Genomic DNA, 15,799 nt, shown 5'->3' on the forward strand with positions numbered 1-15,799 from the left:
GGTGCCACTCACCCGAGCCCGAGCCGCACCATCTTCATCCGTAGCCCAACCCGCGTCAAACCGAGTTCGTCAGCGGCGTGGGTTTTATTGCCCTTGTGACGCAGCATGGCATCGCGGATGAGTTGGGCCTCCATACGATCCAGATGGTGTTTGAGCTGCCCTGATTCTTCTTCAACGGCGTCAGACACTGGATCGGGCAGGGTGAGGGTCTGGCGCACGCGCGGTGACAGCAGTTCAGCGCCCAGCACGGGGCCGTCGCCCAGCGCCAGCGCCCGGCGGATCTCGTTTTGCAGTTCACGCACGTTGCCGGGCCAGGCGTGGCGGGTCAGCAGGTTCAGGGCTTCACGCGACATTTTTCGCCCGACCAGGGGTGACTTTTCGAGCATGTCGGTCACGATCGGCTCGATGTCCTGCGCACGTTCGCGCAGCGCCGGCAGGTACAGCGTGATGCCGGCCACGCGGTAGTACAGGTCTTCACGAAAGCGCCCGCTCGCCACATCGGCCTCCAGATCGCGGTTGGTGGCGGCGATCAGGCGCACATCGACGCCGACCGAGCGTGGGCTGCCGACCGGGCGGATTTCTCCCTCTTGCAGCGCCCGCAGCAGCTTGACCTGAAAGGCGGGCGACGTTTCACCAATTTCATCCAGAAACAGCGTGCCGCCATCGGCTTGCTGAAACAGGCCGATGTGGGTGTCGGTGGCACCGGTAAAGGCGCCGCGCTTGTGACCAAAGAGCTCACTCTCCAGCAAGGTGTCGGGCATGGCGCCGCAGTTTTCCACCACAAAAGGCTGTTCGGCGCGGGCGCTGGCGTAGTGGATGGCGCGTGCCAGCAGCTCTTTGCCAGTGCCCGATTCACCGGTGATCAGCACGGACAGGTCGTGGCCAGCCACCCGCTCGGCCAGCGCACAGACTTCATTGAGCGGGCTGCTGTCGGCGCGGATCAACTTGTCAAAGCCGGCTAGCGCTTTGGCTTTTTGGCGCAGGCTGAAGACGCGCAGGGCCAGGTTTTCGGGGCTGGCGCGCAGTTCCAGCGTCAGGCGCTGGTTTTCCTGCTGCAGGCGCCACAGCTCGCCGGCGCTTTGCAGTGTCAGCAGCAATTGGTCCGGGTGCCAGGGTTTGAGCAGGTATTGCCAGATGCCGGCCTCGTTGATGCCGGTGATGATGTCTTCGGCCTCGGTGTAACCGGACAAGATGAGCCGCACGGTGTTGGGCCACTGGGCGCGCACGCCGCGCAAAAATGCCACACCCGAGGTGCCGGGCATGCGCTGGTCCGACACCACGATCTGCACCAACTCCTGCGCCATCACGGCGTTGCCTTGTTCGGCCGACGAGGCCGTGAACACGGTGAAATGGTCATCCAGCGTGCGTTTGAGCGTCTCCAGCGAGCGCTGTTCGTCATCCACCACCAACACCGCCAGGGGTGCGCGCGCGCTCATGGCCGCTTCCAGCCCAGCTCGCGATGCACGGCCAGGTGCCGGGGTGTCCATGAGGCGGGCGACTTGTAAACAAAATGGTGTCGCGCCACGTGGTAGCTGGGGTCGAACCCGTAGAAATTGCGGTGCATGTGCGTCATCTCCTCGGCGCGGTAGGTGGCCAGCGGTTTGGCGGCTTCATCGCGCGCTCTTGCTTCGTTTTTAGTAGCTATCTGTGCTTGCAGATCGGGGGCTGCAGCCAGTTTTGATGCATAACGGGCGACCTGTGCGCGAAACGCTGGCACATCGCCTGGCAGGCAGTCATCGGTGAAGCCCATCTGCAGCGCCTGCTGCGCCATCAAAGGCTGGCGGTTATGCATGATGGCGCGCGCCGCCTCCAGGCCCAGCCGGCGTGGCAGAGAATAGGTCCAGTACTCAGAGCCATACAGATTGCCCATGTTCTTGTAATGCGGGTTCAGCATGACGGCCTCACGCGCCCACACCAAGTCGGCTGCCCGCGCCAAAAAGCAGCCACCGGCGCCGGTGTTGCCGCCCACGGCGGCCACGGTGATCTGATGTTCGGTGGTGATGAGTTCGAGTGCCAGGTCGTTCATGGCGTTGATGTTGCGCCAGGACTCGTCAGCGGCTGAACCACCGGTCAAACTTGCCGTTTCGATCACGTTCAAGTGGATGCCGTTGGACCAGAAGTCTTGTCCGCCCATGAGCACCAGCACGCGCGTTGGCCGCTGCTTGGCCCAGGCCAGGGCAGAACGCAGGCGCTCACATTGCCCGGTGGACATGGCGCCGTTGTAGAACTCAAAGTGCAAATAGCCGACTTGCTCCGCTTCTTCGTAGGCAATGTCTTGCCAGGTGGGAATCTGGACACGCCACCAGCCGGGTAGCGGCGACTGCGGTATGGCGGTCAATTCAGGGGCAAACGCCAGCGTGGCGGGCAGCTTGATGCTGCCGGGGCGTTTGACATGGCCGATCCAGACCGCACCATCAACAGTGGCCCGCAACAAGGCGGTTTCGCGCTGCGCGATCACCTCCCCCGGCGTGCCGCGCAAAGTGGCTTCCACACCAGCATCAAACAGATGGCAGGGTTGGCCAAACAGCGCGTCGGCCACACCGGGCAAGCCGTCCGCCGTATTGATCTTGCGCAGCACGGTGGCGCTGTCGTCAAGCTGCCAGTCAATCGTGCGCTCGGTCTGTTTCATCAGGGGTTGCCAGTGGCTGTTGGCTGGGCGCTGCGGCACAAAGCTGCCGCTGGCCAAGCGCTCCACGGCCTGCAACACGGCCTGAGTGGCCGCTTGCGTGACTTCATGGCGATAGACGCTGGCTTTTTTGGCGGCGCGCAGGCAGAAGTTGGCGCTGGCCCAGACCGGCCCGCTGTCCATTTCAGCCTCGGCCTGCAACACGGTCACGCCCCATTCTTGTCGTCCCGCATCAAGCGCCCAGTCCAGTGCCGAGGGTCCCCGGTCGCCCGGCACGCCGGGGTGAACAATCAGGCACAGACAGTGCGACCAGACTGACTCAGGAATGGCGCGGCGCAGGTAGGGCGCCACGATCAGCTCGGGTGCAAACAAGGCGCAAGCTTCTTCGGTCACCGAGTCGCTGATGTCAAACTCAACCGATACCTCGTGCCCGCGCTGGCGCAGTTCAGCGCCGAGCCGTTGGGTCAGGCTGTTAAAGGCATGGGTGAGCAGCAGGATGCGCATGGTCTTTTTTTAGCAGATGCGCGGCAGTTGATCGCCGGCCAGCCAATCGACAATGCGTCGGCCGCCAAAGGCGGTGGTGAGCTGGACAAAATGATGGTCGTCGGCCGTCACCTCGCCAATCACGGCGGCATGCACGCCCAGCGGATGTGCGCGCAGGGTGGCCAGCAGGCGCGGCGCATCGACAGCCGCGCAAATCACAATCAGCTTGCCTTCGTTGGCCACATAGAGCGGGTCCAGGCCGAGGAATTCGCAGGCCGCAGCCACCACCGGTTTGATCGGGATGGCTTTCTCATGCAGCATCATGCCCACACCGGATTGACCCGCAATTTCGTTCAAGGTCGACGCCAGGCCGCCCCGGGTGGGGTCGCGCAGGCAGCGGATGTCGGCACCGGTGGCCAGCAGCTGGGCGATCAGGCCATGCAGCGCGGCGGTGTCGGATTCAATGCTGGCCTCAAAGGTCAGGTTTTCGCGCTGGCTCATGATGGCCACACCGTGGTCGCCCATGGACCCGGACACCATCACCACATCGCCCGGCCGCACCCGGGCTCCGCCCAGCTCCAGCCCATCGGGCAGCACACCGACACCGGTGGTGGTGATGAAAATGCCGTCGCCTTTGCCGCGCTCCACCACTTTGGTGTCACCGGTGACCACGGGCACTCCCGCAGCATGGGCGGCGCGTGCCATGGATTCAACGATTCGGGCCAGCTCAGCCAGCGCAAAACCTTCCTCCAGAATAAAACCGGCGGCCAGATAGAGGGGCGTGGCGCCCATCACCGCCACATCATTGAGCGTGCCGTGCACGGACAGGCAGCCAATGTCGCCACCGGGGAAAAACAGGGGGGAGACCACATGGCAGTCGGTGGACATCACCAGTCGCGCGGGCTTGCCGTTCAAAATTGCGGCGGGCAACACGGCACCGTCATTGCCCTGGCCCAGGTAGGCGTTGCCCAGATGGCGGGTAAACAGCTCAGAGATCAGTTGCACCATGGCGCGCCCGCCCGAGCCATGCGTCATGTCCACCCGGCCATGTTTCAGATCGAGCGGACGCACGTAGCCGCGTTTGACTTCACTCATGGGGTCATGTCCTTGTAACGCCCGTAACTGTAATGCGCCGCGCAGGCACCTTCGCTGCTGACCATGCACGAGCCCACCGGGTTCTCCGGCGTGCAGACGGTGCCGAAAATCTTGCAGTCTTGCGGTCGCTTGACGCCGCGCAGAATGGCCCCGCATTCACAGGCCTTGTTGTCGGGCACCGATTGGTAATCCATCTTGAAGCGGCGCTCGGCATCGAAGCTGCCATATTTCTCACGGATCATCAAAGCGGAATAGGGCACCACGGCGAGCCCGCGCCACTCGAATTCGCGGCGCAACTCGAACACCTCGGCGACCCGGTCCTGCGCCTTCTGGTTGCCGTCGCGGCTGACCGCGCGGGCGAACTCGTTTTCAACTTCGGCGCGCCCTTCATTGACCTGCTTGACCAGCATCGCAATCGCCTGCATCACGTCCAGCGGCTCAAAGCCGGCAATCACCACCGGCTTGCGGTATTCCTCGGCAAAAAATTCATACGGCCGACTGCCAATCACGGTTGACACATGGGCCGGGCCGATGAAGCCGTCAATCGGCACCGTGCCCCACTGCCGTACTTCGGGTGACTCCAGAATCTGGCTGATGGCAGCGGGTGTGAGCACATGGCAGCACAGCACGCTGAAATTGCGCAATTGCTCCTGAGCGGCCTGCAAAATGGCCAGTGCCGTGGGCGGTGTGGTGGTCTCAAAGCCAATGGCAAAAAACACCACCTCGCGCTGTGGGTTGTCGCGCGCAATCTGCAAGGCATCGAGCGTGGAATAAACCATGCGAATGTCGCCACCGCGCGCCTTGGCCTTCATCAGCGACAAGCCTTCAGACGCTGGCACGCGCAAGGTGTCGCCATAGGTGCAAAGGATCACGCCTTGCTGCAGTGCCAGGTCGATCGCCATGTCAATGCGGCCGATCGGCAACACACACACCGGGCAGCCGGGGCCGTGCACCATGCGCACGTTGGGCGGCAGCAAGTCGGACAGGCCGTAGCGGGAAATGGCGTGGGTGTGGCCGCCGCAAAATTCCATGAAACTGTAGCTGCGCTCAGGCTGCGCCAGCCGGGCGATCTTGAGGGCCAGGGTTTTGGCGACCTCGCCGTCACGGAATTCGTCGATGTATTTCATGACGCCGCAGCAACTGATTCAGACATCTCAGAAAACAGCGCCAGCGTGCGCTCGGCCTCTTGCGGGTCCAGTCTTGACAGCGCATAACCTACATGCAGAATCACATAGTCGCCCACCTGAACATCGTCCAGCAGCGCCAGCGAAATCTCTTTTTTGACGCCCCCCAAATCAACGATGGCCCAGTCGCCCGCCGGGCCGCAGCCCACTTCAATCACTTTGACCGGTAGTGCAAGACACATCTTTAGTCTCCAAAGAATTCATGGCGATCCAGGCCTGCCCGAGCGCGATGCTGCCATCGCCCGGCGACGTGTCAACCGGTGCCAGCACGGTGATGCCGCCTTGTTCCAGATTTTGCCGCAGACCTGACGATAGCAGGGTGTTGAGAAAGCAGCCACCACCCCACGCCAGGGTGCTCAGTCCGGTGGCGGCTGAGGCTTGCAGCACCCAGTCGGTCAAGGCGGCGACCAAGGTCGCGTGAAAGCGGGCGGCGGCCTGGTTGACGTCGCTGGCACCCAGGAGTGATGCCAGAACGGGCAGCAAATTGAGTTGGCCTTGGTCACTGACCGTCCAGCCCTCAGTCATGGCGGCAGGCCAGCCCTGGTTCTCTATAAAAAGAGTAGCAGACTGTTCAAGCAACACGGGGGCTTGAGCCTCATATTTCATATAAGAACAAAGACCCAGCAAACCCGCTGCCGCATCAAACACGCGGCCCATGCTCGACGTGCGCGGACTGTTGAACTGGCGCTGCAGCATGGTGGCCACGGTAGCTGCGCCGGGCTCCTGAAAACGTCTCACGATGTCGGCGTTGCGGCCCAGCTCATGCAGCACGGAGGCCGCCATGCGCCAGGGCTCACGCGCGCACCTGTCGCCACCCGGCATGGCCAAGGGCGACAGGTGCCCCAGACGCTCAACATGCGCACCGTCGACCTGGAGCAATTCACCACCCCAGGCGCTGCCGTCGGTCCCCAGGCCCACACCATCGAGCGCCAGCCCCAACACGGGGCCCTGCCAGCCGTGCTCGGCACACACGGCGGCAATGTGGGCGTGGTGGTGCTGCACGGCCAGCGTGGGCAGCCCATGGCGATCGGCAAATTCAATGGCAGCGCGTGTGCTGTAGTCATCGGGGTGCAGGTCGTGCGCGACGATCTCCGGTTTGACGTCGATCAGATCGCACAGGCGCTGCACCGTCTCGTTCAGGAAGTCACAGCTTGCCGCGTTGTCCAGGTCGCCAATGTGAGGCGACAAAAAAGCTTCATCGCCACGGGTCACGCACACCGTGTTTTTGAGATGGGCGCCAAACGCCAGCACGGATGGCCCAGCGTGTGGCAAGCGAATGGCGACGGGCGCGTAACCCCGACTGCGCCGAATGAACTGCGCTCCCTGTCCCAGCGGGCGCACCACGCTGTCGTCGCAGCGCGCCACGATGTCGCGGTCGTGGTCCAGATAGGCGTCGGCAATGCCAACCAGACGCGTGCGCGCTTCAGCCGCATCGCGCACGATGGGCTCACCACCCGGGTTGGCGCTGGTCATCACCAGCACCATGGCCTGCGGCTTGTTTGTCCAGGCGCTGCCCGCAGGTCGGCCAGCGGCTTCATGAAACAGCAGGAAGTGGGTCGGCGTCGTGGGCAGCATCACACCCAGCCACAGCAGGCCCGGCGCCACACCACACAAGGCGGCATCGCCACCTGGCCGCGCGCGCAGCAGCACGATGGGGCGTTCGCGGCTTTCCAGCAGAGCACGCTCTGCATCCGATACCTGCGCATAAGGCGCCAGGCTGGCGACGTTGGCCAGCATCACGGCAAAGGGTTTTTCTTCGCGGTTCTTGGTGAACCGAAGCCGCGCCACCGCCTCCGAGTTGCGTGCGTCACACGCCAGGTGAAAACCGCCGAGCCCCTTGATGGCGACGATTTTCCCGTTTTGCAGCAGGTGCAAGGTGCGCTCAATCGGATCGCCTTCAATCGTCTGGTGCTGCGCATCCAGCAACGCCAGGGTGGGGCCGCATTGCGGGCAACAGGTGGTCTCGGCATGAAAACGCCGATCTGCCGCTGCCCTGTATTCAGCCCCACAGGCCGGGCACAGCGGGAACTGCGCCATGCTGGTTTGCGGCCGGTCGTAAGGCAAGGCGCGAGTCACCGTGAAGCGGGGGCCGCAATGCGTGCAGGTGATGAAAGCATGGCGCCAGCGCCTGTTCATGGGGTCAAACAGCTCGTTCAGGCAATCTGCGCAGACGGCAACATCCGGGCCAATGGCCGTGACGGCGCGGCCCTGGACGCTGTCAATGATGGAGAAACCGGCCCAGTCTTCTACCAGAGCCTCGCGCGCTTGCACTGCATCAACACGCGCCAACGGTGGTGCATCCGTGCGCAGACGCTGCAACAGTTCGGCAACTTGGGGCGCAGCGCCCTGGGCCACCATCTCGACCCCCTGGGCGTCATTGCGCACCCAGCCGGTGAGCTTGAGTTCTTGCGCCAGGCGCCAGACAAAAGGCCTGAATCCGACCCCTTGAACAATGCCGCTGACCCGGATGTGACGCGCAACGAGTGGCAACGCAGTCGTCAAGCCTGCGCCTGCTGCAAGCGCGCTTCCAGATGGGCAATACGTGCCTTCAGCCCATCCACGGTCTGCTGCCGGTCGGCGCTGGCCTGGGCTATGCCATCACGCAGAAACGCCAGCCACTCGTCCATGCCTTCGCCACCGGTGGCCGAAAGCTGAATGACCTGAATGCCAGGATTGACCCGGCGCGCGAAGCCGATGGCCGCATCCACGTCGTAATTCAGATGCGGCAGCAGGTCGATCTTGTTGAGCAGCATCAGGCTGGCGGCACGGAACATGTCGGGGTACTTGATCGGTTTGTCTTCACCCTCGGTGACCGACAAAATCACCACCTTGTGTGCTTCACCCAAGTCAAAGGCGGCGGGGCACACCAGGTTACCCACGTTTTCAATCATCAGCAGGGATTCATCCTCCAGCTTGAGTTGTTCCATCGCGTGCCCGACCATGTGGGCATCCAGATGACAGCCCTTGCCGGTGTTGATCTGGATCGCCTGCGCACCGGTGGCGCGAATGCGGTCAGCATCCTGACTGGTTTGCTGGTCGCCTTCAATCACGGCCACGGCTTGCTGGCCCAACAGGGCAATGGTCTTGCACAGCAGCGTGGTCTTGCCGGAGCCGGGGCTGGACACCAGGTTCAGCGCAAAAATGCCGCGTTCAGCCAAACTTTGCCGGTTGGCTTGCGCGTAAGCGTTGTTCTTGGCCAGGATGTCCTGCTCAATCTGCACCATGCGTTTGGGCGTGACGCCTGGGGCGTGCGCGTGTGCCGGGGTTTCGTCGTGCGAATGTGGGTGGGCTTGGCCGTCGGTATGGTCGTGCGCATGCGCGTGCGCGTGATCGTGGGGATGATCATGACTGTGGCTGCTGCCATCCGGATGCACATGGTCGTGCGCATGCGCCTGCGCACCCTCAATCTTGACTTCACCCACACCGCAGCCACAAGTGACACACATAGCCAGTCTCCTATTTGTTGTTACTCTACTTCAAGTTCTTTGACCCGCATTTCAGTGCCACCGGTGACCTGCAGCTGGTAGCCGCCACATTGCGGGCACTCGCCAAACACTTCCGTCATCGGCACTGTTTCTGCGCAGGCCATGCACCAGGCAGTTCCAGGCAATGTAATGATCTCCAGCCGCGCACCTTGGGCGACGCTGTCCCGCGTCACCGCATCAAAACAAAATACCATGGCTTCGGGCTCTACGCCAGAGAGCTGACCAATTTCAAGCCAGACGGTGTTGACTTTGGCAAAGTGATCTTTGCGCGCTGCATCCTCTATCAGTTGCAGCACCCCTTCCGCGAGCGACATTTCGTGCATAAAGGGCAGCTTACTGCTTTCGAAAAGCAAAAAAGTTTCGACGAGACACCGGTGTCTCCCCCGGTGTCCTATCCTTTTTGTCAGCCACCTGGGGCGGCTGCGGCGCCGTCAACAGGCCGACCAAGGAGGCGCGCGCCGTCATGGTCGCCTCCGACTGGCTTGAGAACTTGCCCATGGGCGAAAACAGCGAACAGCTCTGGTATTCACCCAGCTCCGTTTCATGGCCGCCCAGAAACGCAAAATCACCCGCAGGGAACCTGACAAAGCGGCGTTTGTTTTCACCCGTGGAGATCCAGTTGTCGATGCTGCCGGGCAGCAGCAACAGGCTCATGCACCAGGGCGTCACCACCATGCCCAGCCAATGCCCCTGCCAGTGCTGGAAATCAATGGCCTCGACGGCCAGCGCCGGATTGAGAATGGGCACGTCGACCATGCATTCCTGCTGGATGCGAGAAAAAGCCGCTTCAACCGCGTCAGCCGGACTGACCGTGTGAATGTTGGGGGTCATGCGGATTCACCCCAGCGCCGGGCGTCATCGTTCTCTGCCATCAGTTCTTGCATCAATGCCAAGGATTCCTGCGCACGCGCCGAGTCGATCCGCTCAAACGCAAAACCACCGGCCTGAATCAACAGGTAATCGCCGACCGCAATTTCTTCATCCAGCAACAGCAGGCTGACCTCGCGCCTCAAGCCAAAACACTCCGTGATGGCTGTGCCAGCACGAACCTCGATCACACGGGACGGTGCGGCCAGGCACATCTCAAGCGACCTGTGCCGTCAAGGGCTCAAGCGCATAGCCGCGCGAAACCAGTTCAGCAACGGCCATCTCGACCAGTTGAGGAATTGTTTCCGCGATGGCGGGCATCATCTCCATGCCCAGTTCAAGTGAAATCGGCTCAACGCCCAACACCACAATTTCTTTCGGCATGGTGTCGAGCAGTTCCAGACTGGCCAGCACATCGGGCAGACCAATTTGATGGGGCGAGAGCTTGCTGCGAAAGAAAACCGGGATCTGATCGCCGGATATCTTGACAACCGTCCCTGCTGCGGCACCGGTCTTGACGACATCGATCACGATCAGGAAATCGAGGTTGGACAGGTCTTCAATCATCTCCATGCCGGAGGTGCCGCCGTCGATAAGCTGCACCTCAGCGGGCATCTTAAAGGCCAGCTCCAGCGCCTCTACCGCGCGCACGCCTGCCGCCTCATCGGTCAGGATCGTGTTGCCGATACCCAGTACAACTGCACGCATAAAGTGGGACCCCAAATGAAAAGGGTCAGCCATTCGCTGACCCTTGAATACTACGCCGCTGCTAGACCGCCTTGACCGAGATGGCCGTGCCGCTCACAGTGTCGGTCAAATGGATGGCGCAGGCAATGCAGGGGTCAAAGGAGTGAATGGTGCGCAGCACTTCCAAGGGCTTCTCCGGGTCGGCGATGGGTGTATTGAGCAAGGAGGCCTCGTAGGGGCCCGGCTCATCCTTCTCGTTTCTGGGACAGGCGTTCCAGGTGGAAGGCACCACGCACTGGTAATTCTTGATCTTGCCATTGTCAATGACCACCCAGTGCGACAGGGCGCCGCGCGGCGCCTCATGAAAGCCCACACCCATGACCTCGCCCTTGGGAAATACCGGCTTGTTGAAAGTGGCCAGATCACCCTTGCCCATATTGGTCAGCAAGGCGGTCCATTGGTCGGCCAGCAGATCCACGTTGACGCAGCAAGAGATAGCGCGCGCCGCATGACGACCGATGGTGGAGTGCATGGCGTCGAGGCCAATCTTGGTCTTGGCCAGCGCAGAGACCGTGTCGAGCGTGGCGGTGGCGTATTTGGTGGTGGCCTCATGACCGGTGGCCAGTCCATTGAGCACGCGGGCCAGCGGGCCGACCTGGGCGACCTTGCCATAGAAGGTGGGCGACTTCATCCACGAATACTTGGCATCGTCCTTGAAGTCGGTGTAGTTGGGTGTGGTCTCGCCCTTGTAGGGATGCAAAGCACCCGCTTTGTCGTAGTTGTACCAGGAGTGCTTGACGGACTCTTCGACACCCTTGATCCAGTACTCGTCGTTGAACGATGTGATGGGCTTGCGCTTGGCCAGGTCGCCGCCTTCAATGAAACCGCCGGGGAAGGCAAACTGCGTTCCCTTGGTATCGAGCGGAATATCGGGCACCGACAAATAGTTGGTGATGCCTTTGCCTATTGCTGTCCACTCCGGGTAAAACGCGCCGACAGCGGCCACGTCGATCAAATAGACATTCTTGACAAAATCAGCGAGTTCATCGATCCAGCCCTTGATGGCCATCAGGCGTTCTACCGTGAGCACCGCTTGCGAATCCGTTGCCAGCGGATTGGCCACACCACCCACCGCCACATTCTGGATGTGCGGTGTCTTGGAGCCCAGAATGGACACGATCTTGTTGGCCTTGCGTTGTACTTCGAGCGCCTGCAGATAGTGCGCCACCGCCAGCAGGTTGACCTCGGGTGACAACTTCATGGCCGGGTGACCCCAGTAGCCGTTGGTGAAGATGCCGAGCTGCCCACCATTGACAAAGTGCTTGAGCCGCTCGTGCACGCGCCGCATTTCATGTTTGCTGTTGAGGTGCCAGCTGGAGAGGCTTTCACCCAAAATGGCGGTCTTGTCCGGGTCTGCCTTGAGCGCCGAAGTCACGTCGACCCAGTCGAGTGCCGACAAGTGGTAGAAGTGAACGATGCTGTCATGCACCGAGTGCGCCAGGATGATCAGGTTGCGGATGTACTGCGCATTGAGTGGAATTTCCATCTTCAGGGCGTTTTCCACGGCACGCACCGAGGTGATGGCGTGCACCGTGGTGCAGACCCCGCAGATGCGCTGCGTGATGGCCCAGGCGTCGCGCGGATCGCGTCCCAGCAAGATCAGTTCCACCCCGCGCCACATCTGGCCGGACGACCAGGCTTTGTTGACCTTGCCGCCATCGATATCGACATCGATGCGCAAATGGCCTTCAATGCGGGTGATCGGATCAATGGTGATGCGTTGTGACATTTTTGTCTCCGTCCTTGTTTTATTTAAGAAGCGACCTGCGCACTTTCCCGCGGCAACACCGGGAAGCGGCGGGTGATGATGATGTAACCGAGCACCTCGATGGCGAAGATGCCAACGGTGACCATGACTTCGGCCAGCGAGGGGAAGTAGGTCCAGCCCGAGCCGGTGAAATGCCCGTAGCCAATCAGGAAGCCATTGAGGCGCAGCAAGATGCCACCGATCATGATGGCGATGCCGGCCAGAAACAGATTGGCCGGGTTGCGCCGGGCCTGCGCGCTGCCAATCAGGAAGAAGGGCGCGACAAAGGCGATGTTTTCAATCCAGAACGAGATGGCGACCCAGCCCGGATGAAAAGCCTCACCCAGCGCACCCCGAATGAGCAGGTCGCCAAATCGCACCACCAGATAAACCGCCAGCACACCCAGCATGATTTTGGACAACGGGCTGAGCAGACGCACCTCTATCGTCCGGCGGTAACCGGCTGCCGCGACACAGGACTCGAACAGAACCACGCCATATCCAATCACGATGGCGGTGAGAAGGTAGATCAAGGGCACCGCGGGCGTTTGCCACAACGGATTCACCTGCCCACCCATCACCACCAGCATGGTGCCTAGCGAGGACTGATGCATCATGGGCAACAACACGCCCAGCGCAATAAAGAAGAACAACCACTTATTGAGTTTCTTCTTCACGTCCCGCTTGCCCATTTTTTCCAGAAACACGGGTGAGAACTCAATCCACATCACCAGGATGTAGGCCGTGACACAGACCGCCACCTCAAACATCACGGAACTGGGATTGGCATAGCCCGGCCAGAAGATGTGCCAGAAGTTCCACCAGCGCCCAAGGTCCACGAAGATGCCCGCGCCCGCGAGCGTGTAGCCAAAAAGACTGGCCAGCAAAGCCGGACGCACCAGCGGGTGGTACTCACCTTTGTTGAAAATATAGACCAGCAAGGCGACCGAGAAGCCGCCGCAGGCCAGTGCCGAGCCGATCATCACATCGACCACGACCCAGATGCCCCAGGAGTAGCCGTCGTTGATATTGGCCACCGCCCCCAGGCCAAATATGAAGCGCACGAGAAGAATGGCGGCCATGATGGCAATGAGCACGCCACAGACCAGCGTTGCCGCATTGAGCAGACTGCCGCCGACCGGCGTGGGCGCTGCATGTTGGTCAGTCGTCATGATCACTTCTCCCCTTTGTCTTTGCCAGTGCCTGACTCATCGTCCTCGTCATGCACATTGCGTTTGGCAATGAAGCTCAATGCGCCCAACACGACCACCGGCATCACCAGTCCACCGTAAAGTGAATGCTGGAGGGTCTCCGACGTGGCCGCCGACGACTTGGGTGGCAAGTCGGGCATGCCGACCTTGGCAAAAGTGACTGCGGAGAGTTTGAGCACCTGCGTGCCACCGTATTCCGTCTCGCCATACACGTGCTGTAAATAATTTCCGACCGGGCCTTCATAGCTCTGATCCGGGCCGCCAATCTTGCCTCTCGGGTAACGTGTGACGCTGCCGGGCTTGAGGGCAATACGTCGTTTGGCTTCAAGCAGCAGATCGGTACTGCGGCCATAGAGCGTGGCACCGGTTGGGCATACTTCGGCGCAGGCTGAATAGTGACCATCCTGGTAGCGATGACGGCACAACTCACATTTGCCAATCTTGCCGGTGGGCGAGTCGTATTGGTATTTTGGAATACCAAACGGGCAAGCCACGACACAATAGCGGCAGCCGACGCAGGCGCCGGGGTCGTAGGCCACAATGCCGGTTACCGGGTCTTTCGTCATGGCCGACACCGGACAAGCAGACACGCAGGAGGGGTCAGCGCAATGCATGCACGAGGTCTTCATGAAGGCAAAGCCATTCACCTCGGCATCTTTGGTTTGCATCGTGCCGTTGCGGTACATCTTGATGATGTTGAAGGTGTAGCCCGACGTGTCAAGCGGCGTGTCCCAGAGATGATCTTCGGTCGAGAACTCCGGCGGATTGTTATTGGCCTCTTTGCAGGCGGCCACGCAGGCCTTGCAGCCAATACACAGCGTCGCGTCATACAACAGGCCCAGCGCCTCGGCCGGGCGACTATAGGTCTCGCGCGCACAAGCTGGTGGCGCAACTGCTGCTGCGGTGATCGCTGCGCCACCCGCAACAACCCCTTTCAAGAAGTGACGACGAGTGTCCATGATTACACCTGAGCCTGGTCGTTGGACTTGCCTTCAACTTTGGCGCGCTCGGCCTCGGAGGCTGCGTGCGACAAGCCCAGGTTGCGCGTCAACATCACGGCAGCGCCGGCCGCGGCGCCGGCCAGCGCAGCGAGCGCGGCGGCAGACGCAAAGGACGCCCCCTTGCCTTGTTCTTCCACAATGCGCGGATACTGTTGCGGTGGCACGATATTGATCACTGTGGCTACCTGATGAATCGGCTTGGTAAAGCCCACGCCTTTTTCACTGCAACCGATGCAGGGGTGGCCACAGCCGACCGGCCAGTTGTTCTCGCCTGCGTCACCAAATCCGATGGTTGAGCAATTGGCATAGGTTTCCGGCCCTTTGCAGCCCAGCTTGTAGAGGCAGTAGCCCTGCCGATGGCCCGCATCACCAAACTCCATCGCAAAGCGCCCGGCATCAAAGTGCGCGCGGCGTTCACAGTTTTCATGAATCAGGCGCGAGTAGGCAAATTTTGGGCGCCCCAATTTGTCGACGTCAGGTAGCTTGCCAAAAGTCAGAAAGTGCACCACGGTGGCGAGAAAGTTATAGGGGTTGGGCGGGCAACCAGGGATGGTGACCACAGGCTTGCCCAGCACCTCAGCCACACTGGAGGCGCCGGTCGGATTGGGGCCGGTAGACGGCATGCCGCCCCAGGAGGCACAAGAGCCAATGGCGATCACCGCCGCCGCATCAGCGGCACATTCTTTGACCAGATCAATCGCGGTGTGGCCCCCGATCTTGCAGAAAATGCCGTTGTCCTTGACCGGAATGGCGCCCTCAACCACCAGCACATATTTGCCTTTGTGGGTCTTCATCGCGTCTTTGCGGGCGGCCTCGGCCTGATGCCCGGCGGCGGCCATCAAGGTCTCGTGGTAGTCGAGCGAGATGACGTCCAGAATCAGCTTTTCCAGTGTTGGATGTTCGGCCCGCAACAGCGACTCCGAGCAGCCCGTGCACTCCTGAAAGTGCAGCCAGATCACCGACGGGCGCTGACTGGTTTCTATCGCCTTGGCCACCGCAGCGTCGGCACCTTTGGGCAGTCCCATGGTGACCGCCAGCGTGGCGCAAAATTGCAAATAGTCACGCCTTGACATGCCCAGACGTTGCTCGATGCCATGGAACGCATCGGACCCCAGGTCAAATATCTCATTCCTATCGCCCATGTCTTGTCTCCTCGTAACGCCAGGTCGACTCTGGACCTGATCGCTACGACACAGGCAATTTACGGGCCAAGCTGAAACTGCGATTTTCAGGTCGAAATTTAAGGGTTTACCCGAGCTAAAAAACGCAATTTCAGAGTACCAATGGTTAGCAAGTATGCAGCGTGCTAACCAGTATTTCCATGACCAAATTGACCACTACGCCTTTAAGACG

At 61.1% G+C, this 15,799-nt stretch carries 15 protein-coding genes; all 15 read right to left on the reverse strand.

All coding sequences use genetic code 11. The features are described 5' to 3' along the window. Positions 1-8 precede the first annotated feature (8 nt). The 15 genes from WA157_RS09815 to WA157_RS09885 all read right to left on the reverse strand — a co-directional run bounded on the left by WA157_RS09815 (position 9) and on the right by WA157_RS09885 (position 15,588). Positions 9-1,436, reverse strand: coding sequence for a sigma-54-dependent transcriptional regulator (locus WA157_RS09815; protein WP_422620768.1), 1,428 nt, complete (start codon positions 1,434-1,436; stop codon positions 9-11). Further along, positions 1,433-3,130, reverse strand: coding sequence for a hydrogenase maturation protein (locus WA157_RS09820; RefSeq protein WP_422620769.1), 1,698 nt, complete (start codon positions 3,128-3,130; stop codon positions 1,433-1,435). The genes WA157_RS09815 and WA157_RS09820 overlap by 4 nt, the downstream gene beginning before the upstream one ends. A gap of 9 nt (positions 3,131-3,139) precedes the next feature. Beyond that, on the reverse strand, positions 3,140-4,204 hold the full coding sequence (gene hypE / locus WA157_RS09825; RefSeq protein WP_422620770.1) for a hydrogenase expression/formation protein HypE: 1,065 nt from the start codon (positions 4,202-4,204) through the stop codon (positions 3,140-3,142). After that, a complete protein-coding gene (gene hypD / locus WA157_RS09830; RefSeq protein WP_422620771.1) occupies positions 4,201-5,331 on the reverse strand; it encodes a hydrogenase formation protein HypD in 1,131 nt (376 codons plus the stop codon). The genes hypE and hypD overlap by 4 nt, the downstream gene beginning before the upstream one ends. Continuing rightward, on the reverse strand, positions 5,328-5,570 hold the full coding sequence (locus tag WA157_RS09835) for a HypC/HybG/HupF family hydrogenase formation chaperone (RefSeq protein ID WP_422620772.1): 243 nt from the start codon (positions 5,568-5,570) through the stop codon (positions 5,328-5,330). Before WA157_RS09835 ends, hypD begins: the two co-directional genes overlap by 4 nt. Next, complete coding sequence (gene hypF / locus WA157_RS09840; protein WP_422620773.1) at positions 5,539-7,890, reverse strand: carbamoyltransferase HypF; 2,352 nt, start codon at positions 7,888-7,890, stop codon at positions 5,539-5,541. Before hypF ends, WA157_RS09835 begins: the two co-directional genes overlap by 32 nt. Beyond that, positions 7,887-8,834, reverse strand: coding sequence for a hydrogenase nickel incorporation protein HypB (gene hypB, locus WA157_RS09845; RefSeq protein ID WP_422620774.1), 948 nt, complete (start codon positions 8,832-8,834; stop codon positions 7,887-7,889). Before hypB ends, hypF begins: the two co-directional genes overlap by 4 nt. A 20-nt stretch (positions 8,835-8,854) precedes the next feature. Next, a complete protein-coding gene (gene hypA, locus WA157_RS09850) occupies positions 8,855-9,187 on the reverse strand; it encodes a hydrogenase maturation nickel metallochaperone HypA (protein WP_422620775.1) in 333 nt (110 codons plus the stop codon). Positions 9,188-9,206: 19 nt separating this feature from the next. After that, positions 9,207-9,704 (reverse strand): [NiFe]-hydrogenase assembly chaperone HybE, encoded by a 498-nt coding sequence (hybE, locus tag WA157_RS09855; protein ID WP_422620776.1) that lies wholly within the window; start codon positions 9,702-9,704, stop codon positions 9,207-9,209. Beyond that, positions 9,701-9,955 (reverse strand): HypC/HybG/HupF family hydrogenase formation chaperone, encoded by a 255-nt coding sequence (locus tag WA157_RS09860; protein WP_422620777.1) that lies wholly within the window; start codon positions 9,953-9,955, stop codon positions 9,701-9,703. The genes hybE and WA157_RS09860 overlap by 4 nt, the downstream gene beginning before the upstream one ends. Before the next feature lies 1 nt (position 9,956). Beyond that, the gene (locus tag WA157_RS09865; RefSeq protein WP_422620778.1) at positions 9,957-10,448 is read right to left on the reverse strand and encodes a HyaD/HybD family hydrogenase maturation endopeptidase; all 492 of its coding nucleotides are present in this window, start codon (positions 10,446-10,448) and stop codon (positions 9,957-9,959) included. A 61-nt stretch (positions 10,449-10,509) separates the two neighbouring features. Beyond that, entirely contained in the window at positions 10,510-12,216 is a 1,707-nt protein-coding gene (locus WA157_RS09870) for a nickel-dependent hydrogenase large subunit (protein WP_422620779.1), read from the reverse strand. A gap of 23 nt (positions 12,217-12,239) precedes the next feature. Further along, on the reverse strand, positions 12,240-13,406 hold the full coding sequence (gene hybB, locus WA157_RS09875; RefSeq protein ID WP_422620780.1) for a Ni/Fe-hydrogenase cytochrome b subunit: 1,167 nt from the start codon (positions 13,404-13,406) through the stop codon (positions 12,240-12,242). Between the two features lie 2 nt (positions 13,407-13,408). Continuing rightward, positions 13,409-14,404 (reverse strand): hydrogenase 2 operon protein HybA, encoded by a 996-nt coding sequence (gene hybA, locus WA157_RS09880; RefSeq protein ID WP_422620781.1) that lies wholly within the window; start codon positions 14,402-14,404, stop codon positions 13,409-13,411. Positions 14,405-14,406: 2 nt separating this feature from the next. Continuing rightward, positions 14,407-15,588 (reverse strand): hydrogenase small subunit, encoded by a 1,182-nt coding sequence (locus WA157_RS09885; RefSeq protein ID WP_422620782.1) that lies wholly within the window; start codon positions 15,586-15,588, stop codon positions 14,407-14,409. Positions 15,589-15,799 lie beyond the last annotated feature (211 nt).

The organism is Rhodoferax ferrireducens, from assembly GCF_049302455.1.
GTDB classification, from domain to species: Bacteria; Pseudomonadota; Gammaproteobacteria; order Burkholderiales; family Burkholderiaceae_C; genus Rhodoferax; species Rhodoferax ferrireducens_B.

Excerpts from the sequence above, each read along its gene's own strand:
- hybE (WP_422620776.1), bottom strand. The coding sequence starts at position 9,704 with ATGACCCCCAACATTCACACGGTCAGTCCGGCTGACGCGGTTGAAGCG.
- WA157_RS09865 (WP_422620778.1), bottom strand. The coding sequence starts at position 10,448 with ATGCGTGCAGTTGTACTGGGTATCGGCAACACGATCCTGACCGATGAG.
- WA157_RS09820 (WP_422620769.1), bottom strand. The coding sequence starts at position 3,130 with ATGCGCATCCTGCTGCTCACCCATGCCTTTAACAGCCTGACCCAACGG.
- hypE (WP_422620770.1), bottom strand. The coding sequence starts at position 4,204 with ATGAGTGAAGTCAAACGCGGCTACGTGCGTCCGCTCGATCTGAAACAT.
- hybA (WP_422620781.1), bottom strand. The coding sequence starts at position 14,404 with ATGGACACTCGTCGTCACTTCTTGAAAGGGGTTGTTGCGGGTGGCGCA.
- hypD (WP_422620771.1), bottom strand. The coding sequence starts at position 5,331 with ATGAAATACATCGACGAATTCCGTGACGGCGAGGTCGCCAAAACCCTG.
- WA157_RS09815 (WP_422620768.1), bottom strand. The coding sequence starts at position 1,436 with ATGAGCGCGCGCGCACCCCTGGCGGTGTTGGTGGTGGATGACGAACAG.
- WA157_RS09885 (WP_422620782.1), bottom strand. The coding sequence starts at position 15,588 with ATGGGCGATAGGAATGAGATATTTGACCTGGGGTCCGATGCGTTCCAT.
- hybB (WP_422620780.1), bottom strand. The coding sequence starts at position 13,406 with ATGACGACTGACCAACATGCAGCGCCCACGCCGGTCGGCGGCAGTCTG.
- hypA (WP_422620775.1), bottom strand. The coding sequence starts at position 9,187 with ATGTCGCTCGCGGAAGGGGTGCTGCAACTGATAGAGGATGCAGCGCGC.
- WA157_RS09870 (WP_422620779.1), bottom strand. The coding sequence starts at position 12,216 with ATGTCACAACGCATCACCATTGATCCGATCACCCGCATTGAAGGCCAT.
- WA157_RS09835 (WP_422620772.1), bottom strand. The coding sequence starts at position 5,570 with ATGTGTCTTGCACTACCGGTCAAAGTGATTGAAGTGGGCTGCGGCCCG.
- hypB (WP_422620774.1), bottom strand. The coding sequence starts at position 8,834 with ATGTGTGTCACTTGTGGCTGCGGTGTGGGTGAAGTCAAGATTGAGGGT.
- WA157_RS09860 (WP_422620777.1), bottom strand. The coding sequence starts at position 9,955 with ATGTGCCTGGCCGCACCGTCCCGTGTGATCGAGGTTCGTGCTGGCACA.